The sequence below is a fragment of the Halomonas beimenensis genome (genome assembly GCF_002549795.1).
GTDB classification, from domain to species: Bacteria; Pseudomonadota; Gammaproteobacteria; order Pseudomonadales; family Halomonadaceae; genus Halomonas; species Halomonas beimenensis.
Genome location: NZ_CP021435.1, coordinates 240678 through 264687, shown reverse-complemented (window position 1 = coordinate 264687; position 24010 = coordinate 240678). Strand labels below are relative to the sequence as shown.

The following is a 24010-nucleotide window of genomic DNA, read 5'->3' as shown; positions in this document are numbered from 1 at the left end:
AGGGTACTCCCGGGCGAGCGCACTCGCCCTCGTTGTCGTTGTGTCGCAGGAGTCGATCGGCGGTCGGTCAGTCGCGGCCGCGCTCGTAGGCCAGGACGGCGGCGGCGAGGTCCTCCACGGAGGCGCCCACCGACTTGAAGACGGTGATGGCGCCCTCGGGGTCGGCCAGCGCCAGGCGGCCGGCATGACGGCCCTCGCAGAGGTCGGGGAAGTCCGCCAGGATGTCGGCCTCCGCGATGACGCCACGGGCGATGGGGTCGATCAGGTCGCCGGTCTCGCTCAGCGCGCCGGCCCGGGTATCGACGAACACCGCGCCCCGGCGCATCACCTCGTCGTCGGCCTCGCGCATGAAGGGGGTGAAGCTGCCCACCAGGTCCAGGTGCGTACCCGGCGTCAGCCATTCGCCGCGGATCAGCGGGTCGCGGCTGAGGGTGGCGCAGCTGATGATGTCGGCCTGCCCGGCGGCCTCGGCCAGCCCCGCCGCCGGCACCACCTCGGCGTCGACGCCCTCGGCGTGCAGCACCTCGACCAGCGCCGCCGCCGAGGCCTCCCGGATGTCCCAGACGCGCACCCGCTCGATGGGGCGAACGGCGCGATGGGCCGGGATCAGCCGGCGCCCCATGCGCCCCGCGCCGACCATCAGCAGCTCGCGGGCGTCCTGCCTGGCCAGGTAGCGGGCGGCCAGCGCCGAGGCCGCCGCGGTACGTCGCGCGGTGAGCTCGTTGCCGTCCAGTTGCGCCAGGTGACGACCGGTGCGGGCGCAGCTCAGCAGGTAGTGGCCGCTGAGACCCGGCTCGCCGCGGGCGTTGTTGCCCGGGAAGACGTTGACCTGCTTGACGCCCAGGTACTGGCCCTCCAGCCAGGCCGGCATCAGCAGCAGGGTGGCGTCCGGGTCCCCCGGCACGCTCAGGTGATGATGGTGTCGCACCGGCGAGTGCACGGTGCGGGTGAAGATGTCGTCCAGTGCATCCACCAGGGCCCCCCAGGGCAGGCTGGCGGAGACTTGTTCGGCGTCGAGATACATGTCAACCTCATTTCAACTGTGCCCGAGGGGCCAGTCTACGAGGCCCCTGCCCCGGCCTCTTGACCCAGTCTCCGCAAGCGTTGACCCAGCCTCCGCAATCGCCCCGCCGTCGAGGGGGATCCATGTCCCTGACCCAGGCTCGCTGCAACCGCATCGCCCGCTCCTCCGGCGAGCACTGCCATGACCACCCCCAATTGATGATGGGGTGGCGAGGCGCCATGGACTACGAGTTCAGCCGGGGCGGCGAACGCCTGGTGCTGGGGCAGGCGGCGATCCTGCCCGTGCGCGAACCCCATCGCTACCTGGGGCGCGAGGATGACAGCGAGGTCCTGGTGATCGACCTGGACCAGGACGACCCCTGCCTCGCCTCCCTGGAAGAGAGCTGCACGCTGGCGCTGCGGGAGTCGCTGTTCGCCGAGCCCCGGGCGCTGACCCTGCCGCCCACCCTGCTGCCCCTGGTGGAGTTCGCCACCGAGCAGCTGAAGGCGGTCCGCACCGCCGAGCAGCGCGCCCTGATCAACCACCAGCTGGCGGTGCTGTTCGTCAGCCAGTTCAGCCAGCTGCTCGCCGGTGACGACCCGGAGGCCGTGCGGCGTGACCGCCTCTGCGCCGCGGCCCTCGACGCCTTCATCGACGAACGCCTGGCCACCCCGCCGGACAACCGGGCCCTGGCCGAGGCCATGCACCTGGGTCAGAGCCAGTTGCACCTGCTCTGCCAGCGCCAGTTCGGCCTCACGCCACAGCAGTACGTCATGCAGCGCCGCCTGCGCTGGGCCCGCTACTGGCTGCGTCGGACGCGTCGCTCGGTGGGTGAGATCGCCCTCGACCTCGGCTTCGCCGACGTCTCGAGCTTCTCGCGCGCCTACCGCCGCCGGCTCGGCCATTCCCCCAGCGCGGAGCGCCATGGCGACCCGCGCTGATCGACCGCCGCCGGGCCACGACCTTCTCCGGGCGAGGTTCCCGCGGGTGGGCTATGTTGATAGGGCTTGGTTGTCACCAGCAGTGAAAGCGGAGCGATGCTTGTTGCCCGCCGTTCGAGGACGGCGGGCCTTGTTTTGCCTGGCCCGGGCCATCCTGCGGCAAGCCCCCCGACCGTCATCTGACTGACATCTGGCCGGCCTAACCTGGGGACGTCATGGGCTGGGGCCATGACGTCGCCCCGGGATCACACCGGAGCACGGGAAGCGAGACCTTGCCCGCCGGATGGCGGGCCTTTTCTTGGACGATGGCTCGGGACCAGGCCCTGCCGCCCCGCGACGAACCCAGCCGACTTCGCCTTCAAGAGAATCGTCCTCCCGCCTGGGCCGTGTGCGGCTATCATTACAAGACATAACAATAGAGCAGTGCCCCCTGATGACGCCTCCCCCTGCCTACCTCCGGGCTCGGCCCGACGAGCTGCCGCACCTCGACCTGCGGACTTTCGACGTGATCGGCGCGATTCCCAGCAACGATGCGGACTCCCGGGAGGGCATCTACGTCGTGATCAAGGAGCGCTCGCCCTACCGGAGCCGCCTGATGATCGAGGTCGAGGACCCCGACGACCCCGAAACCCTGGCCCGGCTCAAGCGATTGGTGGACCCGGACGTCCCCGCGGCATGATCGCCGGCCCGGCTGCCCCCAGGCACGCGCCGGCCGCCGCCCTCATGCCAGCAGACGCCACGGCCGCCCGATCCGCCGACGACCCGTATACATGCGCTGGCGAATGTGCCATTCTGCGCAAGCTTGCTACTTATCCCCCTCTAGTAAGCGACTCCTTGACCCGCCCCAGCCGGCGGGTTTTTTTCGTCTCGTGCGAGAGGCGGAGCCAGCAGCGCGTGGATACATCGTCGACGCACGCCCCCTGCCCCGGGGAGTGGCTGCCCGGGGCGGCGGCTGGTGGGTCATGCAGGATCTGCAAACTCTTGGAACCGGGATCCACACTGAATGACAATATCTTCGCCCAGGCGATCCAGAAGACGGGCATCGACTTACCAGGCGGCCAATGGACCCATGTGCTGCGGCACACCTTCGCCGGTCACTGCATGATAAACGGCGGCAACATCCTCGTCCTGCACCACCAGGCCATCACCATGACCATGCGCTAGGCCCACTTCGTCCCCGCTCACCTCGAGGACGCCGCCAGGCTGACCCCGTCGTCACATTGATGAAAGAATGCTGATATGGAGTGCTTGCTGTCCTTCCGAACCAAAGGATATCGACGTCGGGCTCGCCTGCGTCACAGGAAAGCGAGGATTGTGCCCGCCAACCGGCGGGCTTTTTGCTGGCAGATTGTCGATTCTGGGCTAGCATCTAAATGGGATGTGTTGACTCTCTGAGGATGCGGTTTGGGTGCTCAGCCATGCGTCGTGCCTTCTCTATGGGGCACGGCGCTTTTTTGTCCACCATGCTATCGTGAGTGGCATATAATGGTTAGCTAATGTGTGGCTCTTGCCTTGCTTACCATTCCCCGTTGGTAAGCGACCTTGAACCCGCCCCTCCGGCGGGTTTTTTGGCTTGGGGCCGAAGCGCGATCGGGGGAAGGTGGACAGGTGTAGACGGAATGTAGACAGGCGCAACAACACCGCTTCGATGGGCGGTTTCCGGCCTGCTCTATCACGCTGATTTGCACGGCGTTTTAAGGGTGCCGGCACCAGGAGTCGAACTCGAGACCTACTGATTAAATATTTTGCCAATTCAGCATAATGCGACTCATTGCGCCGGAAATCAGAGGCTTGGCCCCTACTTCCCGCTTGCTCAGGCATGCTCCTGCGCGTTTCCGTCGTCACCATGTGGACGCCCTGGCTATGGCCTCGAAGCCCTGAACCGATCGTCTCCCGGCGACCAGAGCCGCCTACGTGGCCCAGGTGAGCACGCTACAGCCCTCCTGCCGCTACCGATCTGCGTCCAGCTTCCGCCAATCGCTCATGGATACGCGGTGGCTCCACGGGCACAGTAAGCTTGGGAAGTCATATCAACTTCGGAAGCCCCAAGGGAGGTGAGCGTCGTGGGTCAACCAGCCTGGTGGAAGGAGGTCCTGACACTCTCACGTTCTGCTTACCTGCATATATCGCCCGAACAGCGAATCATTGACGCGGTGGGTGATACACAGACGCTACTGGGTCGAGATCCCGAGTCACTGGTCGGCGTGGTGATTGGCGAGCTGAAAGACATTCGCACCCGGCTAGGTTCCGCCGTCGCGGAATGCTTCGCTAACAGTGAGATCCGCCCAGGAGAAACATGGGGCTTCGAGGATGGCGCGGGTTGCTACTACGGCCTGGCCGATGGAAGCTTCGTCATCAAGCTCACGGCAGGCCAGCACGTCAACCAAGGCATTATCGGGCGACTCGCGGACCAGCTGCCTGTCAAGGTGGCCTACGTCGACCGAGAGGGGTGTTTCCGGTTCAACAATCAAGCCTATGTGGACTTTGTCGGCATCAGCCAAGAGGCCCTTTACGGCCAGCCGGTGTCGACCGTCCTGGATGCTGCTTCGTATGAAAAAGTATGGCCGCGCTTTCAGAGGGCCTTTGCTGGCGAAGCGGTCACCTATGAAGATAAGCTATCCCTCGCGGATGGGCGAACCTTTTACTTCAAGGTGAGCTACCTTCCTGACTACCTGGAAGGAGAAGTCGTGGGCTTCTACGCCATCATCCAGGATATTTCCGAATACCGCGCCATGATCCAGTTGCTGCGAGATATCCATACGGGAGTTAACCGGACCGATATCAGCGCCAACGAAATCGTCGACAGGCTCCTTAGAGATGCCCTGGCATACCTCTCTCTTGATATCGGGCTGGTCAGTCGAGTCATCGGGGACCAATACATTGTCAAATGGTCCGCCTCGGAAATAGCTGATATTTCGCCGGACGATAGGTTCGACCTGGGAGATACTTACTGTCGCCTGATGCTCGATGTTGAAGACGTCTTCCACACCTCCCAAGCGGGGGCAGACGAAAGGATCAACGGCCACCCCTGCTATCAGCAGTTCGGCCTGGAAAGCTATATCGGGACCCCGCTCCACCTCAACGGCGAGGTATGGGGAACTCTCAACTTCTCAAGCCCTCACCCTCGTCACCAACCCTTCACCCAGGTAGAAATCGAGCTCGTCAGGCTGATTGCCGATGCCGTGGAGCGGGTCATCACGGATCAAGCCGAAATTGATCAGGTTCGCCAGGAGCTCGACAGAATGGCAGATAAAGCCTCTCGGGATTACCTGACCGGGCTTCCCAACCGTTCATATCTGGATCAACATGTAGAAGAGCTGATACAAGCCCACGACACACGCGACGAGCCTTTCTCACTCGCCGTGGTGGACATCGATCATTTCAAGCAGGTCAATGACACTCATGGCCACGATACCGGTGATACCGTGCTCCAGTGGCTAGGTGCTCGAATCTCCGAGTCCTTGCGTGACGGTGACCTGGTGGCAAGAACAGGCGGTGAGGAGTTCGTGATCGTCATGCGTCGAGCGCATGCACCTGAGGCCAGGAAGGTCGTGGAGCGGGTGCGTGAGCACATCAAATCAGAAGCCGTCATGCTTGAGGACGGACATGAACTTCCCATCACTTTCAGCAGCGGCTTGAGTGAACACACCAAGGGAGAACCCTTCTCGCGCCTGTTCAAGCGCGCTGATAAGGCACTTTATGCAGCCAAACATGCCGGGCGCGATCGAGTGAAAACCGTGTAATTTCCCGCCTTGAAGTGACCCCTCCAGAGCTGCACAGGCTATAGTGCAGCCATCAGGAGGACAGGATGAGCGACGACCACCCGATCAAGCGATGGACCGCCAAGCGCAAGGCTGCCGTGGTCATGGACATCTTCAAGGGCAAGACCACCCCCGCTGAGGTGGCTCGCCAGTATGATCTCACCGTCTCCGAGGTCGGGGGCTGGATCGATGAGGCACAGCGCAGCATGGAAACCGGGTTCAAGGCCCGCCCCAAGGACATCCGTGAGCAGTACGAGTCTGAGCTTCGGGAGACCAAGGAGGCACTGGGCGAGGCCCAACTGCAGATCTATGCGCTAAAAAATGTATGGTCCGCCCTTGTGACGCAAGTGCTTTCTACCGTGACGGGGCCAGGGTTGCGCTAATGTATCCGACCTCTTGATGGGCCATCGACTGATGTCCCGGGCCATGATGAAAATCCGCGCATACCGCTCCTTGATAATTCAATGACCTCAGTGGGGGCCGCTTTTTTAGCCAGGCTCTCGGTATGCCGGTGACCTGTTTCCGCCATCAGTGCCAGCGCTTGCATTCACTCGGTGGGAGTCAACCTCCAAAAATCGGTATCGTTGATGACGACGTCCAGTGGGTCCGGTGATCAGGCGCTCATCAACCTCGGGTCAAATGGCACCTGGTAGTGCAGTACGCCATGGACGATCCGGGCCAGTTTATTGGCCAATGCCACGGCCACTACATTGGCATGCTTGCGAGGGCTGATGCGCTCCACCCAGCGGCGGAGCGCATCTCCTTCATCTCGTGTGTGCACCACACGCAGCACGGCTCGGGCACCATGGATGAGCAGCATGCGCAGATGGCGATTGCCGCGTCTGCCAATGCCCAGCAGACGCGTCTGGCCTCCCGTGCTGTACTGTCGGGGTACTAGGCCAAGCCAGGCCGCCAAGTCCCGGCCCTTGCGGAAGGTGCTTGCATCACCAACGCTGGCGGTCAGCGCGGTAGCGGTGATGGGGCCGATTCCTGGAATGCTCAATAGAAGCCTTGTTTGCGGGTCCGCACGAGCCAAGGTATCAAGCTCGTCAGTCAGCCCCTCGATGCGGTCATCGAGCCGAATCATGTCGCTCCAGAGCTCAGTGATCAGCTCACGTAGCCGGTCCGGCAGTTCGTTATCGGCATCTTCGAGCACCCATGGCAGGTTGCGGCGCAACTGACGGATGCCTTTCGGGACCGTGATACCGAACTCCAAAAGCATTGCGCGGACCCGATTGGCCAGTGCAGTACGCTCACCGACCCAACCACTGCGCTGGCGATGAAGCAGTTGCAGGGTCTGGTGGTCGACGGGCTTGACCGGCACCGATCGCATCGTGGGCCGGGTGGCCGCCTCAGCGATGGCCTCGGCATCGGCGTAGTCATTCTTCTGCGACTTCACGTAGGCCTTCACGTACTGCCCCGGTAGCAAGCGTGCGTCATGGCCAAAGGACTCGGCCTTGCGGCCGATGAAATGGGCGCCCGCGCAGGCTTCGGTTGCCACGCGGGCCGGCGGCGTGTTGGCTAGAAACCGGATGAGGCCAGAGCGCGAGAAGACCTTACGCAAGGTGACGTGACCACGCTCATCCAGGGCGCAGACATGGAATTTGCTCTTGCCAATATCGATACCAATGGTGGCAATGGACATGGTGCATTCCTCTTTTCGCCTCGAACAGCCTTATCGGGCAGGATATGAGGGAGGGGCGGACCATTCCATTAATTCAAGCGCCTGCTCGACGAGGACGAAACTCGTAAGGTCGTTGCAGGCGCAACTGGCCCAGGAGGGCCATGTGGTATCGCTCGCCAAGCTCTGCCGCTGGTTGGGACTCCCCCAGCGAAGCCTATATTACCGGCCCAAGGCACGGCAGCGTGTCATCAATGCCGATCTGGCAACGCGGGTGAAGCTGACCCTGGAACGCTTCCCCACCTATGGCTATCGCCGACTGGCGTGCGTGCTGGGTGAGAACCGCAAGCCAATCCAGCGCATCCTGCAGCTCAAAGGCTGGCAGGTGCGCAAGCGACCTCAGGGCTTCCGCCCTCGAGCCAGGAGTCTGCCATCCGTCGCCTGAGGCCTGATGAGCGATGGGCGACCGATCTCACCCACGTGTGGTATGGAAAGGATCGACGAGCCAGCCTGGCGGTGATCATCGACTGCTGCACACGAGAGATCCTCGGCTGGCGATTATCGGACAACGGCAGCAGCAAAACCGCGGAGGCCGCGCTGGAGGAAGCGCTGATCTATCGACTGGGGGCGCTGGGCCGCGTTCAGCAACCGTTAGCCCTTCGGTCAGATAACGGGCTCGTTTTCAGCAGTCGCTACTACACGGGCACCGTGAAGGCCTATGGCCTCACGCAGGAGTTCACAACGCCGTATACACCGGAACAGAACGGGCTCATGAAGCACTTCTTCCGCTCCTTGAAGGAGGAGCGCATCTGGCTCCATCGCTTCGAGTCGCTGGGCCAAGCCAGGGTCGTGATCGATCACTGGATTCGGTACTACAACGAAGAGCGGCCAAATCAGTCCCTGGGCTATGTGGCACCCCGAGCACACCCGGCATTAGCCGCGTAGGGTGTGCAGAAACCAGGGGGTCATTACAGGACGTCGTCTTGGGCAAGCGCATCACCCCCGACCAGCTGGACGGCATCGAGCCGCCCGGCGTCAGCATCGTCACCCGCGACGACGGCACCATCACCGTCGAGGGCTGCGCCACCCCGGACGCCACCAGGTTGAACCCCGTCGTCACATTGATGAAAGAATCCTGATATAGAGTTCTCCCTGTCCTTCCGAACCAAAGGACGTCACAGGGAAACGAGGATTGTGCCCGCCAACCGGCGGGCTTTTTTCTTGTCCATTTAGTCACAAATTAAATGCATCAAATGGACATGTATCATTCCTCACTTCCCGCTATTGCAGCGCAACAAGCCAAGCCATAATAAGCGGGCTTACCAAGTTCCCTGCTTGTAAGTCTTTCCGACCCGCCACCCGTGGCGGGTTTTTTCGTCGCCAGGGCCAGAAGCACACTCAAGAAAAATTAGCTTTTCCTTGTTGCAGGATGCCCGTTTACTCGATTGAACGTTTATGCAAATATCAAGACCGCTTATCTCTCCCCCCGTGAGTAAGCGATCTTGAACCCGCCCCTCCGGCGGGTTTTTTTGGCTTGGGGCAGGAGCGCGATCGGGGGGAGGTGGACAGGTGTAGACAGAATGTAGACAGACACAAAAAACCGCCTCGATGGGCGGTTTCCAGTCTGCTCTATCACGCTGATTCGCAAGGCGTTTTAATGGTGCCGGCACCAGGAGTCGAACCCGGGACCTACTGATTACAAGATTGTACTAATGTAGCATGCTGCTGCATGCCTTTCGTAAAATCAGTACCTTACTGTCATTTTGATGATCGGAGCGGCTCATACGGGCATGATCCCGTAGACACAATGTGGACACCTGCCCTACCGAGCATCGGTCCTTGTGCTATCTTGGCTTAGGTCTATGGAATCAAGACGGTGATCAAGGATGATCAAGCCCGCTTTCCTGCTGGTCGTGGCCCTGCTGCCGCTGTCAGCTCATGCCCAGGTCTACAAGTGCGAGGTCGGTGACGCCACCCTGTATCAGGACACTCCCTGCCCTGGTGCGCAAGCTCCGATCACTCGTGGTGCTATCACGACCTATCAGGCACCGGATCTTAGAGACTTCCCCACCCTGCGCCGCCCAGATCCTCGGCCAAGCCCTAGACCGTCGGGAAGCACCAGCTCGTACCAAGCTGACCTGGATGCAAGAAACGCTCGCGTTAGGGCTCAGGCGAGAGGTGAATTGGTTCCAGGCATGACCAAGGGGCAAGTTCTTGCAATGTTAGGACAACCTGATTCAGAAAGAGATCATAGACTCTCTAGCGGGAAAATCTGTGAATACTGGTCATGGCAAAACCCGCGCTTTTTAGATAGACATTTCTATAGTGCAGTCATTTGTGATGGCAAAGTGGCAAGATAATTATCTAGAGTTCGATCAGCAACAACTTTAAGCTAGAATACAAACTCGACTTTTTTACTCACCAAATCTTTATCACCTCCAACCTCGCTGACCAATGCCCTAGAACAAGCGTGCATCAATGCACCGTAGAAGTTTGCGGAAGGGGATTCACTTTCTAAAATCTTATCAATCACCTCAAGAGACTCTTTTCTTCTATTTGAACTCAGCGCATGCCTCGCTTTCTTTAGCGCCTCGAGAACTCCTAAGCCCTTGTGGATCATTTCGTTTCGAACTCTAACGATAACATCTGCACTATCCCTAGATATCTCAAGCCGCTCAGAGACAACCCCCTTATCAAGGCTGCTAGTTGCACTCAAAAACTCAAGATAAACAAAGGCATTCAAAAGCCGCACCTCGAGAGGCCTTGGGTTTGAAAACGCCTCAATCAAAAAGTACCTTTGCAGGCATAAAGGGTGGCTTAATAGTCTCTCAAAGATCACACGGTAACTTGAAGCATCTGAAACTAGCATCCCATTTGAAAGAGCCTGACCAGGCTTGGCAAGATTAACTCTTATCTCAGACTCATTTCTATAAAAATGCCAAAAAACCCTCCTTCCCAAGAGCAAAGAAAGAGCTATGTCCATCTCCTTTAAATAATCGACAAGCTGTAATCTTGAGCTATGGCAACGCACGTATTTTGATAAAGATGTGCCATGATCAAAAGTGTGGACACGAACCTCTTCCCCATCCAGCTTAACTGTAAAATCCATTTTCCTTCTTGGCGCGCAATGGAAAAGAATTTCCGAACCATCGCTTAAAGAAGAACCATCAACATTAAGCAATATTTCTGAAGAATACGGCTTAATCTCTATCTCATCTATTTCTTCAGAGACATCTTTAACCCCCAGTGCCGTAGCAACTCCACACTGAGAAACCTCTTCATCTCTAAACGAGGTAGACTCAACACTAGAGAAAAAAAAGAAAGGGCCCGCTAAGTCAGAATACAACTGACGCCCACCACTAAGCTTCAATTCTTTCAGAAAAAGATCACCACTCACTCCTAACCAAAACTTAAAAAAACCTCCTGAAGAGGTTTCACTGGTTTCAGAAATTAAGCAACGCCCTAGCTCTACGTCAAAGACAACTAGCACAGGGTATTCCTGAGTCCCATTTGTTATCTTTGCACTTCCTTTAAGCTGCATCATGGCACTATTCACTTATCCTGAGAAATTTTGTACATGCTCAAGGCCGACCTCATATCCATGGGGTCTGCCGCCCTAGCACCACGTTGCCGCCACCTTCCTGGCTCGTCGATATCCGTCTCTGCCTGCTTGTGCATTACCCGCAATTTTTAATATTCTGACATACCTATTTTGCCGCTTTCTTTATCTAACTGATAATTAGCTAATTTTATATAAAATCACCCCTTTTAAAATTCCTTGCATCAATAAAAATAGCTCATAACTTTTTCTAAGGGACCAGAAGAATCCTTCGCTAAGCGCCTCATCATTGTCTTTCTCTCATCGAAAAAAGTAACATCAAAACTTCTAGACCCAGAAACCTGAGCGTAGGTTTCTTTAAAAAACTTAATAGGATATGCTAGCAAGGCATGATCCCTATCTAAAGAGAAGTAATCATCCTCCAGGTATGCACTCACGGCTTTCCTTACACCAAGGTCACACACTTTCTGAAGCACCGCAGGAGGTTCTGGGTCAGAGAAACCGCATTTTTTATAGTTAAAATATTCTCGTTGATCCATCATCCATTGCGTTGGATACACCCCATCAATTTCTTGGTCGACCAGTGCAGTATGACTAAAGTTATGCTCTAGCATATATAGAACGCTTCCATGCGTCCCACTCAACTTCTTTTTCTCCTTTCCACTCTCACTAGAAATCGCTCGCTTAGAGGGGAATCCTTTTAGTACAGCCCCACGCATCGCTCGCATCCAATATGACCTACCATTTAAGTGGGTAAATAGTAGACCATCAGTGGCTAGGTAAGATCTAGCAAAATAAAAAACCGAATAATAAAGCTTTACCGACGCCCATGACCAAGACTTAGCCTCAAGACTAGATATTGCATCACAAAGCGACACTACTCCTGATCCAAAGTAATCCGAAGCGTCATCAATTAATAGATGCGCCAGCTCATCTGACTGCTGTGAACTCATTGGCGGGGGCAAGTTTTTATGATCAACTCTCCCCCACTCATTAATTAGGTACTGCGTTGCCCTGTGCTCACTCATACTTGAATATCTGCTGGCTGTGTATTTGGCTCAAAACACTCAACAAGAGCATCAAATATTCTCTTTGGTGCCTCTTTACCTTGGACTCCCTTGACTTCATCCTGATATATAAGGCTATTTCTGTTCAACCTGATAACACCTGACATGAACTCTTTTTTATAATTGGCGCCATGGTTGTTACAGTATGGTATAAGCCGGTTGCTTAAGAAGTCGATCGCTCCCGTAAACCCAGAAGCATAGATGAACGCATTGTCTTTGTTGTTCCATGTGCCTCCATAAGGATCTGCCAAAACCTTGAAAAAGTTTTTTATTATTTCTTTTTGCTGCTCAAAGACTTCAACGCCCACTTGCTCAAACGCCCCTTTACTTTCAACAAGCGGCTTAATTGCACTCACTGCCGTAGACAGTGCCACCCCGCCTTTCCTTCTGGGAGAGCCTGGAACTTTAATCTCACCCAAATAAGGAGAGTCAGCATCACTATTAAGTGCGTCAACTATATCTCTTGCTCTTGCAGCAGCAGGGTCCACGATCTCTTCATCAGCTATTTGATAAAGATCATAGACCAAGCTTCTAGGCACAGGCTTTTGCTCTGTATTGATTGAAAGAAATATATTTGCACACTGCTTAGTACTCAGGCCAGCATATATTGATACAGGAAGTTCTAAACTCTCAAGCTCCGGATTCTCTCGCACTGCCGAAGCTATACCAGCAATCCTGTGCTGACCATCAATCAGCTGCGCTGATTCTTCAACAGCAGGTATGGCTATTCCATCCTCATCCTCTTGAATAGGGTGCTCCTCATTAACCCAGTTCAGAATTATAGAAGCAGGATAAGCACCTTGATGTAGGGTATAGTCTTTAATACCCGAAATCCTCCTTGAGTTTAAAAACCTTTGGACTGCTCCTTGTTCTCTATCCCTTCCTCTCACTGCGACATAGGATATTTTTATAAGGTCAGCTGCCCGTAGCTTTGCGACATAGAAGCTATGATCCTTCTGGCAAACTTTTATTGCGTTAATACGAATGCTTTCCGTCATATTCACACCTCTCAAACTATCAAACATTGCTTATAAAAACGATTTCTACTACTCAAAGAAAAATGCCTCCTACCAGCAATTGTCTGGAGGAAGCAATTTAGATATATAAGCCGCTGAGAAACGAGTTTCTTGTTTCACTACTCAAGTTTGACCTCCTATCCTTGGAGCCTGCCGCCCTGGTACCACCTTGTCGCCGCCTTCCTGGCTAGTCGGTATCCGTCCCTGTCTGCTTGAGCGTCTTCCGTGCCTTCTCGATCTCCGGGCTGACCTGCCCGGCCTCTTCGTTCACTTGGTCTGTCATCAGCCACATGGTGTATTTCGGCCACTGACGGCATATGGCTTCGAGCATCTCACCCTTTGGAGCGCGCCCGGTCAGCTCGATGTTCTCGAGTGTTTTCTTAGGTATTCCAATAAGTTGCGAGAACTCGCCTCGTCCGCTCGTTTCCACTTCACGGATCTGACGGATTTTCTCGGTCAGTCTGCTTGACATATCCCGACTTCTCGGTAATCCTGACTTTAGGTGATACCCGACAAGTCGGGATACCACGAAGCATATTTCACCTCTGAAAGTACCACAACGAGCCACAGCGAGCAGGTACGACATGGAAACGAGCAACGCGCCCCAGGTCCCGGCCAACGTGCCCGTCATGACCATCGAGCGGTTCGCCGAGCTGTCCGGCCTCACCCCCGACACCGTCCGGGGGCAGCTCCAGCAGGGGAACCTTCCCGTCATCAAGGTCGGCCGCCGCCGGCTCGTTAACGTCGCTCTGCTCACCGCCGAGTGCATGAACGCGGAGGATTGGGCATGAGCTTCGATATCCGCTTCGAGAACGAGCGCACCGCCGAGGGCTGCACCTTCCTCGACGTGCGCTTCTCCGCCCCCAGCTACCAGGCCGCCACCGGCATCGTCATCAATGGCCAGGCCCAGCTCATCACCTGCTCGGGTGACGACAGCGCCTTCATCTACGGGTCCGATCTCCTGGGCTGGTGCGTCGTGCTGGGCAAGCGCATCACTCCCGATCAACTGGATGGGTTCGAGATTCCTGGCGTCAGCATCGACACTCGCGACGACGGCGGCGTCTCCGCCCACGACTTCGCCACCCTGGAAGCCGCCCAGCGCTTCGTCGTCCACGTCTACGAAGCCTTCTACGAGGCGTTCTACCTCGGCTTCGACACCTATGCCCTGGCCGACGCCCCGGCTCCCCAGGCCGCCCGTCCGGCCCCCGTTTCCTCCCGTAGCGTCCCCGCGCCTTTGGCCCGCGACGTCGCCCCGTCCTCCCTGCCCCGTCCCGCGCCTGGGGCGACCGAGCGGGCCGTTCTTTTTGACGCTTCGGCTTATCCCCACCCCCACCGCCACCCGAGGAACACCCCATGACCACTGCCAACGGCAAGAAACAGTCGATCCGCGTGTTCCTGGACGCCGCCGACTACGGCCGCTACCTCGTCCAGGCCGGCACGCACCACGTCACCCCCTCCGCCCTGGGCGAGCTGCTCATCCAGGACGGCCTCGAGCGCCTGGAGCGCGGCGACCTGCACGCCCTGGGCCTGGGCACCGACCGGCCCGCCTCCCAAGGCTCGGGAGCCAGCTGATGTTGTCCCCTGCCCGTCACCCGTCGCCCATCGGTCGCACGGCTCCCCGAGTCGGCGTCCTGGGCCCCGTCAAGGGCGAGGGGGCGAGCGCAGCGAGCGCCCTTGACGGGGGCCACGGCGGCGACTGCCGTGCGGCTCGACCGAGGGGCAGGGTGGCGCGGCAGGGGGACCCCTGCCCGGAGCCCCGAGCCTTGAGGGAGCGGGCCAGCCGCTGCCTCCACGGCCGGGATCCGGGCAAGGCGGCGCTCCTCTACCGCCTCGCCGAGTACCACAGCCGGGAGCTGGATGGTCAGTCCCCGGAAACCACCGAGCTAGCGGCTCTCGCTGAGCATTGCGAACAGCTCACACGCCACGCAGCCAAGAAAGGAAGGAAACAGCCATGATCAACACCATCCAAGCCCGCGTCATCGGCGCCATGCGCTACTCCATGGACAACGGCGTCAAGGGCGCCAAGCTCACCGTCATGAACGAGGCCGACGCCAACAACGAGAACCGCGTCGGCTACGAGGTCGCCACCATCTCGGCCCCCTACGAGATCCTCGACCAGATCCGCCCCTACGCCGCGAACATGCCGTGCAACCTCGAGATCGACGCCGAGATGAGGACCACCGGCGGCAAGATCACCATGCACGCCATCGCCGTGCGCAAGCCCTCCACCGCTCAGGCCACCGCCCCCGCGTCTGAGCCCAAGCAGGCCGCCAAGTCATGAAGGTGCAGGTCTGCCGCGACTTCGACCCCGACCTGGGCTCCTGCCGGGAGCCCCTGGCCTGGGTCGACGCCGCCGAACTCGTCGAGGCTGGCACCCAGCCTTGGCTGAGTGTCGAGGACGCCATCACGGTCGCCCTCGCCATCGGCATGGTCTGGGCCGCCGCCTGGGCCATCCGAGCCATCGCCCAGCAACTCCACTCCTACATGAGGTAATGCCATGAAAACTGTCTTCGCCAAGAAAGCCCGTCGTGTCGCCCTGGTCCCCCTGGCCCTGGTGTCCGGCTCCGCCCTGGCCACCGAGACCGGCGGCTCCAGCATCGACACCACCGGCCTCGTCTCCACCATCGAAGGCGCCATGACCCCGGTGGGCGCCGTCGGCCTGGCCGTGCTCGGCGTGCTCGCCGGCATCCTGGTCTTCAAGCTCATCCGCCGCGTGATGTGACCCGCTCCCCACGCACCGCCCCACCCCGGGCCCCTACGGGGGCCCTTTTCGATTCACCGACAGGACCCGAGGCCATGACCCATGCTCGAACTCTCCCCCGGTATGTTGGTATTGCTGGCCTTGTTGCCGGCCTTCTGGCTCCTGTTCCATCACTAGCCGCCGTCAACACCAACGGCATCGAGATCCTCTCGACCAGCTCAACCGGCGTGAAGACCGGCCAGTACATCGAGGCCGCCGCCAGCGTCGCCTATCAGCACAAGCCCACCTCGGAACGCATCTACACCCGGCAGGTCGTCCCCGTGGCCCGTGCCACCCTGCGCCGGGGCGCCTTGGCCGCTCTCTCCCGCGGCGTCATGCACCCCGGCCTGTCCCTCGCCCTGGCCGCCGCCGGCTGGGCCTGGTCCATGCAGGACGGCATCCACGAGGAAGGCACCGGCGAGAGCCATCCCGTCACCTCTCCGGATTGGTCCGAGTGGAGTGAGATCCCCGGTGTGTCCTCGCAGTGCCCCGACGCCCTCTATACCGTCCAGGAATGGGGCGCCAAGAACGTCAACGATACCTGGTGGATGGGGTACACCTACGCCGTCCCCTACACGCAGTCATCCGACCCCTTCGTGAACAACTGCACCAACCTCGAACCGGAGGGCGGCTACTTCCCCACCCTGCATTTCCACCCGGTGATTCAGAAGGCGGAATACACCGGCGGCTCGGTCGACTCGACGTTGGAAACCGAGCCGGTCATCGTGCCCGAGTCGGACTACTCCCAACTGGATGAACACCTGCCCAGCACCATCGTCGACGACCTCTGGTTCGACGACGAATCCCCCTACCCCTGGGAATGGGAAGCCACCAACGACTCGATCGACCCCGAGCTGAACGACATCGAGGACGCCAAGGGCTCGTCCCCGCCCGAGGTCCGCAAGAAGGCCAAGCAATGGGCCGAGAACGTCGCCGCCACCCTGGAAGGCCAGGAGCCGCCCAACCCCGACACCGACAGCGACGGCCAGCAGGCCGAGGACCAGCTCGTCGAGGACCTGAACAAGCAGCTCAGCCAGTTGCGCGACGACCTCACCGAGGAACCGCCGTCCAGCGCCTACCCCGAGATGCCCGAGCCCGAGTGGAACGTGAACGTCATCGAGGACCTGCCCGACTACGACGCCGGGCTCGGCACGGGCATGTGTCCCGAACCCAACGTCATCGAGATCCCGCTGTACGGCACCATCAGCCTCGACTGGCAGCCCGCCTGCGACCTGGCCGGCAACATCCGTGGCGCCGTTATCGGCCTGTGCTTCATCTCCGCGCTGTTCATCGTCCTGGGCCAGTCACGGCCCTCCACCGCCTAGGAGGTCCCCATGCCCGCCGTCCTGCTCACCATCCTGTCCTTCATCGCCAAGTACCTCATCGTGCTCGCCATCGTGAAGGTGGCGAGCCTGGTGGTCTTCACCACCATCGGCGCCGTCTTGATCGACCAGCTCCTCGACACCGCCATGGACTACCTGGGCGACTCGGGCCGGTACCTGTGGTTCGTCCAGCTCGCCGGCTTCGACGTCGGCCTCTCCGCGATCGGCTCCGCCTTCATCCTGCGCGGCATGTTCAAGAACTGGAGCCTCGGCCCGTCCGCGCTCATCACCGGAGGATCCTGACCATGGCGATTCATCTCATCTCGGGAGTCCCCGGCGCCGGCAAGACCCTGCGCGCCGTCTACACCATGATCAACTGGCTGCGCACCGAGGAAGGCACCGACCGGCCCTTCTTCGGCAACGTCCGCGACCTGCGCAACCAGGCCCCCATCCCCGACGAGTGGATGGACGTCCCCGACGGCTCGCTGATCCTCATCGACGAGGTGCAGCAACGCTGGCGGCGCTACCGCAACACCGGCGAACCGCCGCCCGAGATCGCCGCCCTGGAGACCCACCGCCACCGGGGCGTGGACTTCATCCTGACCTGCCAGAACCCCTCCCAGCTCACCAGCGACGTCCGCGCCCTGGTCGACACCCACGAGCACCTGATGCGCAAGGGCAAGCTCAACGGGGCCATCGTCTGGCGCTGGGAAGGCGTCTGCCACACCAACCCCGCCGCCCATTCCAAGGACGCCGACTGCGAATCCTCGATCTGGAAGTACCCGAAATGGGTCTTCGAGCAATACACCTCGGCCAGCATGCACACCGGCAAGAAGCGCCTGCCGCGCATCCTGGTCATGGCTCCCCTAGTGCTGGTCGGCGCCATCGGCGCGGTGATCCTCGCCATTACCCAGGTCACCGGCTACGTCGGGCCGGAAGCCACCAGCCAGGCTCCCCGCCAGGCCGCCGCCACGGCAAGACGCGCCGCGCCCCAGGAAACCGCCACCGCCCATGCCGGCTCGATCTATGACGGCACCTGCCAACTCTACGACCAGGACGGCAAACCGATCCTGACCAGCATCCCCGACTGTTACCGGGCCATGGATCGTGGCCTGCCCCGCGAGGTGGAGGTACTCGACCTATGACCGCGATCGCACTCCCTACCAGTCCAACCCGATCCCTGCCGACCTGGCTGCCCCTGGTCCAGGGCCTGGCCATTGCCTCCATGGCCCTCGATCACGTCAGCCTCTGGCTAGTGAGTGGTGACACACCCTCCATCCTGCGCGTCACCCTGGGTCGCCTCGCCCTGCCGATGTTCTGCTTCATGGTCGCCTGGCACGCGCTTCACTCGACCCACGCCAGGCGCTATGCCGACCGGATCCTGCTCATCGCCCTGGCCGCCCAGCTCCCGTTCATGGCCCTGCACGGTCAGCCCCTGGGCAACATCTGCTTCACCCTCGCCGCCGCCGCCTACCTCGCCGCCTATCACCGGCACCGGGATCCCGTCGCCCTGGTCGTCGGCGTGCTCCTGGCCGGCTTCACCTGGCTCAACGAATACGGCCCCCTGGCGCTCTTCCTGGTGCTCGCCTTCATGGGTGCGATCCGCTGGCCGCTCGCCTGGCTGGTCCCGCTCATTTGGTGGCCGTTGGCCCAATACGGGCTGTCCGTCTCGGCCCTGTCGGCGGCCCTGGGCGTTCTCCTGTTGCTCGCCCTGGTGACCACTCGCTTACCGCCGATGCGCCTGCCACGGGCCCTCACACGCTGGTTCTACCCGCTGCACCTATGGGGAATCTATATAGCTCGGGGGCTGTCATGACGGCCGCGAGCGGCGGCGCGGGAGAGGACGCTGTGCGCCCGCATCCCCGCGCCGCGCGAGCGGGCCCGGCGAGACCCTCCCTGTAACACGTCTCGCAGAGTGACAACGACAAACGCCATAGAGCGTCGTAGCAGCACATTAGAAGGGAATTCGAGATGAAGCGTTGGGAACGGTACTCCATCGAATCACTGTCGGAAGGTCGCCAGGACCCCACGGGCAAGATCTTCATGAGTCCCAAGGGGCAGCGGGAGCTCTATGGCGTCCACCTGCTCCATGCCGGCGTCGATACCGTCCGCCAACTCTACCGGGGCCTCCCCTACCTGCCGCAGTTCGACAAGATCATCAGCGTCTACCAAGAGGGTCGCGGGGCCACCATCGACCTCTTCGGCCATACCTGGGCCGTGGGGGCCGGCGCTGCCGGCTCCGGCTTCCGCTACCGGCTCCAGAACAACGACCTGGGCGTGATCGTGTTCTTCCAGGCCCGGCACGTGAAGACCGAGAACATCGGCACCCACGTCAAGATCGAGCTCTCGCCCCACTACCTGCACGAACGCGAGCCCGCCGAGTCTCAGTGCTTCATGGACCTCATCGCTCACGGGCTCCTCGAGCACGTGGAGCACGCCGGCTGCGCCGTTCATCTCGCCCTGGACGTCCAGGGCTGGGAGCCCCCCAAGGACTTCATGGACCGCTTCGTGACCCGCTCGAAGAAGGTCATGAAGATCGACGGCATCGACTCCCTGAGCTTCGACCACGGCAACATCGCCACCACCTACGGGCGTGCCGAGACGCTCATGTTCGGTACCGCCGGGGCCCTGCAGTGCGCCATCTACAACAAGACGAAGGAAGCCCACCACCGCGACAAGCTGCATTTCTGGCAGGGCGTGTGGGGCAACGCCACGGACGACAACCTGGCCCAGGTCTACGACCCCGAGCGGGACGTCTGGCGCATCGAGATGCGGTTTCATCAGTCGGTGCTCGCCGAGTTCGCCCGCGGGATCCCGTGCAACGTCGACACCGGCGAGGTCCTGGACGACGCCCATGGCTTCCACCGCTTCACCGACACCATCCCGCATCTCACCGGGATCTGGCGCAGCGCCATGCAGAGCTATCGCCTCAACGCCACCCGCACCCTGATCGATCCCTTCTGGCAGTGCTTCCAGGACGATCCCCGGTTCTTCGCCCACGCCCCCAGCTTCATGTACAAGCGGGCCCGCAAGGAACCCGGCCTGGGAAACGAAAAGAACGTCTGCCTGGCCTTCGGTAACCTCATCTCGATCTACGCCCGCCAGGGCTTCGGCACCCACCAGGCCATCGACTACCTCAAGCGCTCCGGCATGTGGGAGGACCTGGAGCACTACTACCGACGGCGCGGCATCAACGGCAGCGCCTTCCGCCAGCTGGTCGAACAGAAGCTGGTGGAGCGACGTCTGTTAGGGAAGGCGGCATGACCATCAAGAAGGTCCAGAACGGCTGGCGTGTGGACCTGCGGCCACATGGCCGCTACGGCAAACGCGTGCGTAAGACTCTCAAGACCCAAGCCCAGGCCCGACGCTTCGAGCAGCATGTGCTCGCCAAGGCCGCCCAGGGCGAGGTCTTCCAGGCCCCCAAGCGGGACAAGCGCCGGCTGTTGGATCTCGTCGAGCTCTGGTACCAGCATCACGGGCAGACCCTCAAGAGCTCGCGGGACCGGGTGCGCTCGCTGCGCAAGCTGGCCGACGCCCTGGGCAACCCGCTGGCCGAAGCCTTCACCGCCCAGGACTGGACCGAGTACCGGACCCGTCGCCTCAAGGAAGTGAAGGCCAGCACGGTCAACCATGAGCATGCCTACCTCAAGGCCATGTTCTCCGAGCTGGAGCGCCTGGATCTCTGGCACAAGGGCAACCCCCTGGCCCGCATGCGCATGGTCCGTACCGAAGAAACCGAAATGGCCTTCCTGGACGATTCCCAGGTTCGGCTACTGCTGGATCACCTCAAGCGGCAACCTCGCCGGGACTGTTATTACGTCACCCTGCTCTGCCTCAGTACCGGCGCCCGCTGGAGCGAAGCCCAATACCTGCGAGCCGAGAACGTCGGCAAGGATCGTGTCACCTTCGTGGGTACCAAGTCCGGCAAAGCCAGGACCGTTCCGATCGATCCCCGGCTCGCCGGTGAGCTTCGCCGGCGTCGCAAGATCGGACGGCTGTTCGCTGGGTCCTACAAGGCCTTTGGCCAGGCCATCCAGGAGACAGGCATAGAGTTACCGGATGGACAGTTGACCCACGTGCTGCGCCATACCTTCGCCAGCCACTTTATGATGAACGGCGGCAACATCCTCGTCCTCCAGCGGATCCTGGGCCACCAATCCATCACCATGACCATGCGGTATTCCCATTTCGCCCCCGATCACCTCGAGGACGCCGCCAGGCTGAACCCCGTCGTCACATTTATGAAAGAATGCTGATATAGAGTTCTCCCTGTCCTTCCGAACCAAAGGACGTCACAGGGAACGAGGATTTTGCCCGCCAACCGGCGGGCTTTTTTTGCTTGTCCATTTAGTCATAAATTAAATGCATCAAATAGACATATATCAAGCCACACCTCATGCTATTGCAGTGCAATAAACCAGGCTATAATAAGCCCGCTTACTAAGTTCCCTGCTTATGAGCCTTTTCAACCCGCCATTCGTGGCGGGTTTTTTGTTGCCAGGGGCCAGAAGCACAACCAATAAAATTAGCTTTTACTTGCTATGAATGCTGCCCGTTTACTTGATTGAACGTTTATGCAAAGATCAAAACCGCTTACCTCTCCCCCGTGAGTAAGCGACCTTGAACCCGCCCCCTCCGGCGGGTTTTTTTTCGCCTACTGGCTCCAGAAGAACGATCAAGAAAAATTAGCTTGTTCTAAAAAAATCCGCCTGGGTACGAAACTCCCTACTACTGTTACATAAGCTTACAGCGATCGTTGAGGGGTGGCTCATGGAAAAGGCTGCTGAAGAGCTCCGGGTGTCGATGGAGGCAGTGGAGCGGATGGATCATCACCACTTCGACGTGATCGGCGCGGTTCCCAAGGATGCTGCAGATCCCCGGGATGGCCTCTATGTCGTCGTGAAGGAGAAGGCGCCTTACAGGAAGCGACTCATGGTGGAGGTTGAGGATCCCGACCATCCGGAGGACTTGGCCCGCATTAGGCAGCTACTCCGCCTCTGACCAGCTGCCCTTCACCCCACTCCAGTGAGTGAAGCACTAGAATGAAGTGCTGTGGACATAATGTGGACACACACAAAAAAACCGCCTCGAGGGGCGGTTTCTAGTCTGCTCTAACACGCTGATTCGCAAGGCGTTTTAATGGTGCCGGCACCAGGAGTCGAACCCGGGACCTACTGATTACAAGTCAGTTGCTCTACCAACTGAGCTATGCCGGCAGTCGCCGCTCGCAACCAGCGAGGAGGACGAGGTCCTCTGAGCAGAAAGACCGTGAACCAACGTTCACGGTCTTTCGAAAAGCTTAGGTTGGCGTGGCTGGGGTAGCAGGATTCGAACCTGCGCATGGCGATACCAAAAACCGCTGCCTTACCGCTTGGCTATACCCCAGCAAGTGGTGGCCAGAGACGGAATCGAACCGCCGACACGGGGATTTTCAATCCCCTGCTCTACCGACTGAGCTATCTGGCCCTCGCCAACGGTGCGTATTAAACCGTAATGCCCCGCTCGCGTCAACCCTTTCTTTTTCAGAATGTTGGAGAAGGCAAAACGATCCTCTCCGCTCACCGCTCGGGGGGCACATAGCCCTCTGCCTGGTCGGTCTCCCGGTTGTCGAGGAAGCGCTCCAGCTGCTCCATCAGGTACTCGCGGGCCTCGGGATCGAGCATGTTGAGGTGCTTCTCGTTGATCAGGCGAGTCTGCAGGGCCTGCCACTCCTCCCAGGCCCGCTTGGAGACGGTGGCCTGGATCTCCTGGCCCTTGGCCCCGGGCAGCGGGGGGAACGGCAGGGCCTCGAGCTCTTGCTGGTACTTGCGGCAGAAGACGGTCTGGCTCATCGGTCATCACTCCTGGGATGAGGGGGAATGGGGCGCGTCCTGGACGCTCAGGGTGAAGGGCCGCAGCGCGTCCAGCAAGCCCTTCACCGGGGCGGCCAGGCCGATGCCGTCCGGTTCGGCGGGATCGACCCAGCGGCGGGCCTCGCCCACGGCATCGAGCCGGCTCACCCGCGCCGGCTGCGGGGTGATCTCGAGGCGGAAATGGCTGAACACATGGGTGAACGCCTCCCAGGGCGCGTCCAGGCGCGCAGCGGGCGCGTGCTGGTCCAGCCAGGCCTGCAGGTCGTGCGGCGCCTCGAATTGCGGCAGGCTCCACAGGCCGCCCCACAGGCCGCTGGAGGGACGCTGTTCGAGCAGCACCCGCCCCTGGGCGTCCTGGAGCATGAGCAGGGTGGCACGGCGGGTCGGGGTGGCCTTCTTCGGCTTGGACTCGGGGAAGCGGCGCGGCTCCCCCCGGGCATGGGCCCGACAGACGTCGGCGAAGGGGCAGCGCTCGCAATCGGGCTGGCCGCGCCGGCACAGGGTCGCGCCCAGGTCCATCATCGCCTGGGTGAAGTCGACCAGCCGGGTCTCGGGGGTGTAGTGCTCGGCCAGGGCCCAGAGCCGACGCTCCACCGCCGGCCGCCCCGGCCAGCCCTCCACGGCGTGCAGGCGTGTGAGCACTCGCTTCACGTTGCCGTCGAGGATCACCGCCCGCCGGCCGGTACTCTGGGCGATCACCGCGCCGGCGGTGGAGCGGCCGATGCCGGGCAGCTCGGCCATGGCCTCGAGGCTGTGCACCGGGAACTCGCCCCCGTGCTCCTCCACCACCGTCCGGGCGGCCTTGTGGAGGTTGCGCCCCCGGGCGTAGTAGCCGAGTCCGGTCCAGAGGTGCAGCACTTCGTCCTGGTCCGCGGCGGCCAGGGCGTGCACGTCGGGAAAGCGCGCCATGAAGCGCTCGAAATAGGGGATCACGGTGGCCACCTGGGTCTGCTGCAGCATGACCTCGGAAACCCAGACGCGATAGGGGCTGCGATCCTGCTGCCAGGGCAGGTCGTGGCGGCCATGGGCGTCGAACCAGTCGAGCAGGCGACGCTGGAAGGTATCAGGGGACAGGATGGCGGGCGGCATGTCCGTCATGGGCAGTCTCGGCACGAAAAAAAGCGCCGA

At 60.5% G+C, this 24010-nt stretch carries 29 protein-coding genes and 3 tRNA genes; 21 read left to right on the top strand and 11 right to left on the bottom strand.

Features of this window, described 5'->3' with window-relative positions; all coding sequences use genetic code 11:
* Positions 1-67 precede the first annotated feature (67 nt).
* Entirely contained in the window at positions 68-1024 is a 957-nt protein-coding gene (lhpI, locus tag BEI_RS01305; RefSeq protein ID WP_097787810.1) for a bifunctional Delta(1)-pyrroline-2-carboxylate/Delta(1)-piperideine-2-carboxylate reductase, read from the bottom strand.
* A 122-nt stretch (positions 1025-1146) separates the two neighbouring features.
* On the opposite strand from lhpI, the gene BEI_RS01300 reads away from it, so the two are divergent.
* The 5 genes from BEI_RS01300 to BEI_RS01280 all read left to right on the top strand — a co-directional run bounded on the left by BEI_RS01300 (position 1147) and on the right by BEI_RS01280 (position 6088).
* A complete protein-coding gene (locus BEI_RS01300) occupies positions 1147-1944 on the top strand; it encodes a helix-turn-helix transcriptional regulator (protein ID WP_097787809.1) in 798 nt (265 codons plus the stop codon).
* 433 nt (positions 1945-2377) lie between these two features.
* Positions 2378-2623, top strand: a complete 246-nt coding sequence (locus tag BEI_RS01295; RefSeq protein WP_097787808.1) for a hypothetical protein — start codon at positions 2378-2380, stop codon at positions 2621-2623.
* A gap of 302 nt (positions 2624-2925) precedes the next feature.
* Positions 2926-3108: a hypothetical protein gene (locus BEI_RS01290; protein WP_227644535.1), complete on the top strand. Its 183-nt coding sequence runs from the start codon at positions 2926-2928 to the stop codon at positions 3106-3108.
* A gap of 899 nt (positions 3109-4007) precedes the next feature.
* Positions 4008-5687, top strand: a complete 1680-nt coding sequence (locus BEI_RS01285; protein ID WP_097787807.1) for a sensor domain-containing diguanylate cyclase — start codon at positions 4008-4010, stop codon at positions 5685-5687.
* 65 nt (positions 5688-5752) lie between these two features.
* Positions 5753-6088, top strand: coding sequence for a DUF1153 domain-containing protein (locus tag BEI_RS01280; protein ID WP_097787806.1), 336 nt, complete (start codon positions 5753-5755; stop codon positions 6086-6088).
* Between the two features lie 230 nt (positions 6089-6318).
* On the opposite strand, the gene BEI_RS01275 is transcribed toward BEI_RS01280, so the two are convergent.
* Positions 6319-7350 carry an IS110 family RNA-guided transposase gene (locus BEI_RS01275; RefSeq protein WP_097787805.1) on the bottom strand — a complete coding sequence of 344 codons (1032 nt, stop codon included), beginning with the start codon at positions 7348-7350 and terminating at the stop codon, positions 6319-6321.
* A 112-nt stretch (positions 7351-7462) separates the two neighbouring features.
* Here BEI_RS01275 and BEI_RS19205 point away from each other — a divergent pair, with 112 nt between their 5' ends.
* The 3 genes from BEI_RS19205 to BEI_RS19090 are packed head-to-tail and all read left to right on the top strand — an operon-like array spanning position 7463 to position 8465.
* Positions 7463-7771 (top strand): hypothetical protein, encoded by a 309-nt coding sequence (locus BEI_RS19205; RefSeq protein ID WP_227644534.1) that lies wholly within the window; start codon positions 7463-7465, stop codon positions 7769-7771.
* A complete protein-coding gene (locus tag BEI_RS19200) occupies positions 7705-8271 on the top strand; it encodes a DDE-type integrase/transposase/recombinase (protein WP_425545105.1) in 567 nt (188 codons plus the stop codon). The genes BEI_RS19205 and BEI_RS19200 overlap by 67 nt, the downstream gene beginning before the upstream one ends.
* 38 nt (positions 8272-8309) lie before the next feature.
* Complete coding sequence (locus BEI_RS19090) at positions 8310-8465, top strand: hypothetical protein (protein WP_193765138.1); 156 nt, start codon at positions 8310-8312, stop codon at positions 8463-8465.
* A 1253-nt stretch (positions 8466-9718) separates the two neighbouring features.
* Here BEI_RS19090 and BEI_RS18870 read toward each other — a convergent pair.
* The 4 genes from BEI_RS18870 to BEI_RS01260 all read right to left on the bottom strand — a co-directional run bounded on the left by BEI_RS18870 (position 9719) and on the right by BEI_RS01260 (position 13440).
* Complete coding sequence (locus BEI_RS18870; protein WP_153045749.1) at positions 9719-10870, bottom strand: hypothetical protein; 1152 nt, start codon at positions 10868-10870, stop codon at positions 9719-9721.
* 239 nt (positions 10871-11109) lie between these two features.
* Positions 11110-11913 (bottom strand): hypothetical protein, encoded by an 804-nt coding sequence (locus BEI_RS18865; RefSeq protein WP_153045748.1) that lies wholly within the window; start codon positions 11911-11913, stop codon positions 11110-11112.
* Entirely contained in the window at positions 11910-12950 is a 1041-nt protein-coding gene (locus BEI_RS01265) for a DNA sulfur modification protein DndB (protein WP_097787804.1), read from the bottom strand. Before BEI_RS01265 ends, BEI_RS18865 begins: the two co-directional genes overlap by 4 nt.
* A 205-nt stretch (positions 12951-13155) precedes the next feature.
* The gene (locus BEI_RS01260; protein WP_097787803.1) at positions 13156-13440 is read right to left on the bottom strand and encodes a transcriptional regulator; all 285 of its coding nucleotides are present in this window, start codon (positions 13438-13440) and stop codon (positions 13156-13158) included.
* 112 nt (positions 13441-13552) lie between these two features.
* Here BEI_RS01260 and BEI_RS01255 point away from each other — a divergent pair, with 112 nt between their 5' ends.
* The 13 genes from BEI_RS01255 to BEI_RS01200 all read left to right on the top strand — a co-directional run bounded on the left by BEI_RS01255 (position 13553) and on the right by BEI_RS01200 (position 22031).
* Positions 13553-13759, top strand: a complete 207-nt coding sequence (locus BEI_RS01255; protein WP_227644533.1) for a MerR family transcriptional regulator — start codon at positions 13553-13555, stop codon at positions 13757-13759.
* Positions 13756-14325: a hypothetical protein gene (locus BEI_RS01250; protein ID WP_097787802.1), complete on the top strand. Its 570-nt coding sequence runs from the start codon at positions 13756-13758 to the stop codon at positions 14323-14325. The genes BEI_RS01255 and BEI_RS01250 overlap by 4 nt, the downstream gene beginning before the upstream one ends.
* On the top strand, positions 14322-14540 hold the full coding sequence (locus tag BEI_RS01245) for a hypothetical protein (RefSeq protein ID WP_097787801.1): 219 nt from the start codon (positions 14322-14324) through the stop codon (positions 14538-14540). Before BEI_RS01250 ends, BEI_RS01245 begins: the two co-directional genes overlap by 4 nt.
* Positions 14541-14919: 379 nt before the next feature.
* Complete coding sequence (locus tag BEI_RS01235) at positions 14920-15249, top strand: hypothetical protein (protein ID WP_097787799.1); 330 nt, start codon at positions 14920-14922, stop codon at positions 15247-15249.
* Entirely contained in the window at positions 15246-15461 is a 216-nt protein-coding gene (locus BEI_RS01230; protein ID WP_097787798.1) for a hypothetical protein, read from the top strand. The genes BEI_RS01235 and BEI_RS01230 overlap by 4 nt, the downstream gene beginning before the upstream one ends.
* A gap of 4 nt (positions 15462-15465) precedes the next feature.
* A complete protein-coding gene (locus tag BEI_RS01225) occupies positions 15466-15690 on the top strand; it encodes a major capsid protein (RefSeq protein ID WP_097787797.1) in 225 nt (74 codons plus the stop codon).
* 206 nt (positions 15691-15896) lie between these two features.
* The gene (locus BEI_RS18860) at positions 15897-17033 is read left to right on the top strand and encodes a virulence factor TspB C-terminal domain-related protein (protein WP_153045747.1); all 1137 of its coding nucleotides are present in this window, start codon (positions 15897-15899) and stop codon (positions 17031-17033) included.
* A gap of 9 nt (positions 17034-17042) precedes the next feature.
* Positions 17043-17333, top strand: coding sequence for a DUF2523 family protein (locus tag BEI_RS18855; protein ID WP_153045746.1), 291 nt, complete (start codon positions 17043-17045; stop codon positions 17331-17333).
* Positions 17334-17335: 2 nt separating this feature from the next.
* Positions 17336-18175, top strand: coding sequence for a zonular occludens toxin domain-containing protein (locus BEI_RS18850; RefSeq protein WP_153045745.1), 840 nt, complete (start codon positions 17336-17338; stop codon positions 18173-18175).
* Entirely contained in the window at positions 18172-18846 is a 675-nt protein-coding gene (locus tag BEI_RS01215) for a TraX family protein (RefSeq protein ID WP_097787796.1), read from the top strand. Before BEI_RS18850 ends, BEI_RS01215 begins: the two co-directional genes overlap by 4 nt.
* A 155-nt stretch (positions 18847-19001) precedes the next feature.
* Positions 19002-20294, top strand: a complete 1293-nt coding sequence (locus BEI_RS01210) for a hypothetical protein (RefSeq protein WP_097787795.1) — start codon at positions 19002-19004, stop codon at positions 20292-20294.
* Positions 20291-21286 (top strand): phage integrase, encoded by a 996-nt coding sequence (locus BEI_RS01205; protein WP_097787794.1) that lies wholly within the window; start codon positions 20291-20293, stop codon positions 21284-21286. The genes BEI_RS01210 and BEI_RS01205 overlap by 4 nt, the downstream gene beginning before the upstream one ends.
* A gap of 514 nt (positions 21287-21800) precedes the next feature.
* Positions 21801-22031, top strand: coding sequence for a hypothetical protein (locus BEI_RS01200; protein ID WP_097787793.1), 231 nt, complete (start codon positions 21801-21803; stop codon positions 22029-22031).
* Positions 22032-22170: 139 nt separating this feature from the next.
* Here the strand turns inward: BEI_RS01200 and BEI_RS01195 are convergent.
* The 5 genes from BEI_RS01195 to mutY form a co-directional block, all read right to left on the bottom strand.
* A tRNA-Thr gene (locus BEI_RS01195) sits at positions 22171-22246 on the bottom strand.
* A 94-nt stretch (positions 22247-22340) separates the two neighbouring features.
* Positions 22341-22415: transfer RNA gene (locus BEI_RS01190), tRNA-Gln, on the bottom strand.
* A 5-nt stretch (positions 22416-22420) separates the two neighbouring features.
* Positions 22421-22496, bottom strand: a tRNA-Phe gene (locus BEI_RS01185).
* Positions 22497-22588: 92 nt separating this feature from the next.
* Entirely contained in the window at positions 22589-22861 is a 273-nt protein-coding gene (locus BEI_RS01180) for an oxidative damage protection protein (protein WP_097787792.1), read from the bottom strand.
* Positions 22862-22867: 6 nt separating this feature from the next.
* Positions 22868-23980 carry an A/G-specific adenine glycosylase gene (gene mutY, locus BEI_RS01175; protein ID WP_097787791.1) on the bottom strand — a complete coding sequence of 371 codons (1113 nt, stop codon included), beginning with the start codon at positions 23978-23980 and terminating at the stop codon, positions 22868-22870.
* Between the last annotated feature and the right edge of the window lie 30 nt (positions 23981-24010).

Coding starts and splice junctions, on each gene's coding strand:
- mutY (WP_097787791.1), bottom strand. CDS start 23,980: ATGACGGACATGCCGCCCGCCATCCTGTCCCCTGATACCTTCCAGCGT.
- BEI_RS01235 (WP_097787799.1), top strand. CDS start 14,920: ATGATCAACACCATCCAAGCCCGCGTCATCGGCGCCATGCGCTACTCC.
- BEI_RS18855 (WP_153045746.1), top strand. CDS start 17,043: ATGCCCGCCGTCCTGCTCACCATCCTGTCCTTCATCGCCAAGTACCTC.
- BEI_RS01200 (WP_097787793.1), top strand. CDS start 21,801: ATGGAAAAGGCTGCTGAAGAGCTCCGGGTGTCGATGGAGGCAGTGGAG.
- lhpI (WP_097787810.1), bottom strand. CDS start 1,024: ATGTATCTCGACGCCGAACAAGTCTCCGCCAGCCTGCCCTGGGGGGCC.
- BEI_RS01295 (WP_097787808.1), top strand. CDS start 2,378: ATGACGCCTCCCCCTGCCTACCTCCGGGCTCGGCCCGACGAGCTGCCG.
- BEI_RS01265 (WP_097787804.1), bottom strand. CDS start 12,950: ATGACGGAAAGCATTCGTATTAACGCAATAAAAGTTTGCCAGAAGGAT.
- BEI_RS01260 (WP_097787803.1), bottom strand. CDS start 13,440: ATGTCAAGCAGACTGACCGAGAAAATCCGTCAGATCCGTGAAGTGGAA.
- BEI_RS01205 (WP_097787794.1), top strand. CDS start 20,291: ATGACCATCAAGAAGGTCCAGAACGGCTGGCGTGTGGACCTGCGGCCA.
- BEI_RS01245 (WP_097787801.1), top strand. CDS start 14,322: ATGACCACTGCCAACGGCAAGAAACAGTCGATCCGCGTGTTCCTGGAC.
- BEI_RS01255 (WP_227644533.1), top strand. CDS start 13,553: ATGGAAACGAGCAACGCGCCCCAGGTCCCGGCCAACGTGCCCGTCATG.
- BEI_RS18870 (WP_153045749.1), bottom strand. CDS start 10,870: ATGATGCAGCTTAAAGGAAGTGCAAAGATAACAAATGGGACTCAGGAA.
- BEI_RS01275 (WP_097787805.1), bottom strand. CDS start 7,350: ATGTCCATTGCCACCATTGGTATCGATATTGGCAAGAGCAAATTCCAT.
- BEI_RS18865 (WP_153045748.1), bottom strand. CDS start 11,913: ATGAGTGAGCACAGGGCAACGCAGTACCTAATTAATGAGTGGGGGAGA.
- BEI_RS01300 (WP_097787809.1), top strand. CDS start 1,147: ATGTCCCTGACCCAGGCTCGCTGCAACCGCATCGCCCGCTCCTCCGGC.
- BEI_RS01180 (WP_097787792.1), bottom strand. CDS start 22,861: ATGAGCCAGACCGTCTTCTGCCGCAAGTACCAGCAAGAGCTCGAGGCC.
- BEI_RS01215 (WP_097787796.1), top strand. CDS start 18,172: ATGACCGCGATCGCACTCCCTACCAGTCCAACCCGATCCCTGCCGACC.
- BEI_RS01230 (WP_097787798.1), top strand. CDS start 15,246: ATGAAGGTGCAGGTCTGCCGCGACTTCGACCCCGACCTGGGCTCCTGC.
- BEI_RS01250 (WP_097787802.1), top strand. CDS start 13,756: ATGAGCTTCGATATCCGCTTCGAGAACGAGCGCACCGCCGAGGGCTGC.
- BEI_RS01225 (WP_097787797.1), top strand. CDS start 15,466: ATGAAAACTGTCTTCGCCAAGAAAGCCCGTCGTGTCGCCCTGGTCCCC.
- BEI_RS01210 (WP_097787795.1), top strand. CDS start 19,002: ATGAAGCGTTGGGAACGGTACTCCATCGAATCACTGTCGGAAGGTCGC.
- BEI_RS18850 (WP_153045745.1), top strand. CDS start 17,336: ATGGCGATTCATCTCATCTCGGGAGTCCCCGGCGCCGGCAAGACCCTG.
- BEI_RS01280 (WP_097787806.1), top strand. CDS start 5,753: ATGAGCGACGACCACCCGATCAAGCGATGGACCGCCAAGCGCAAGGCT.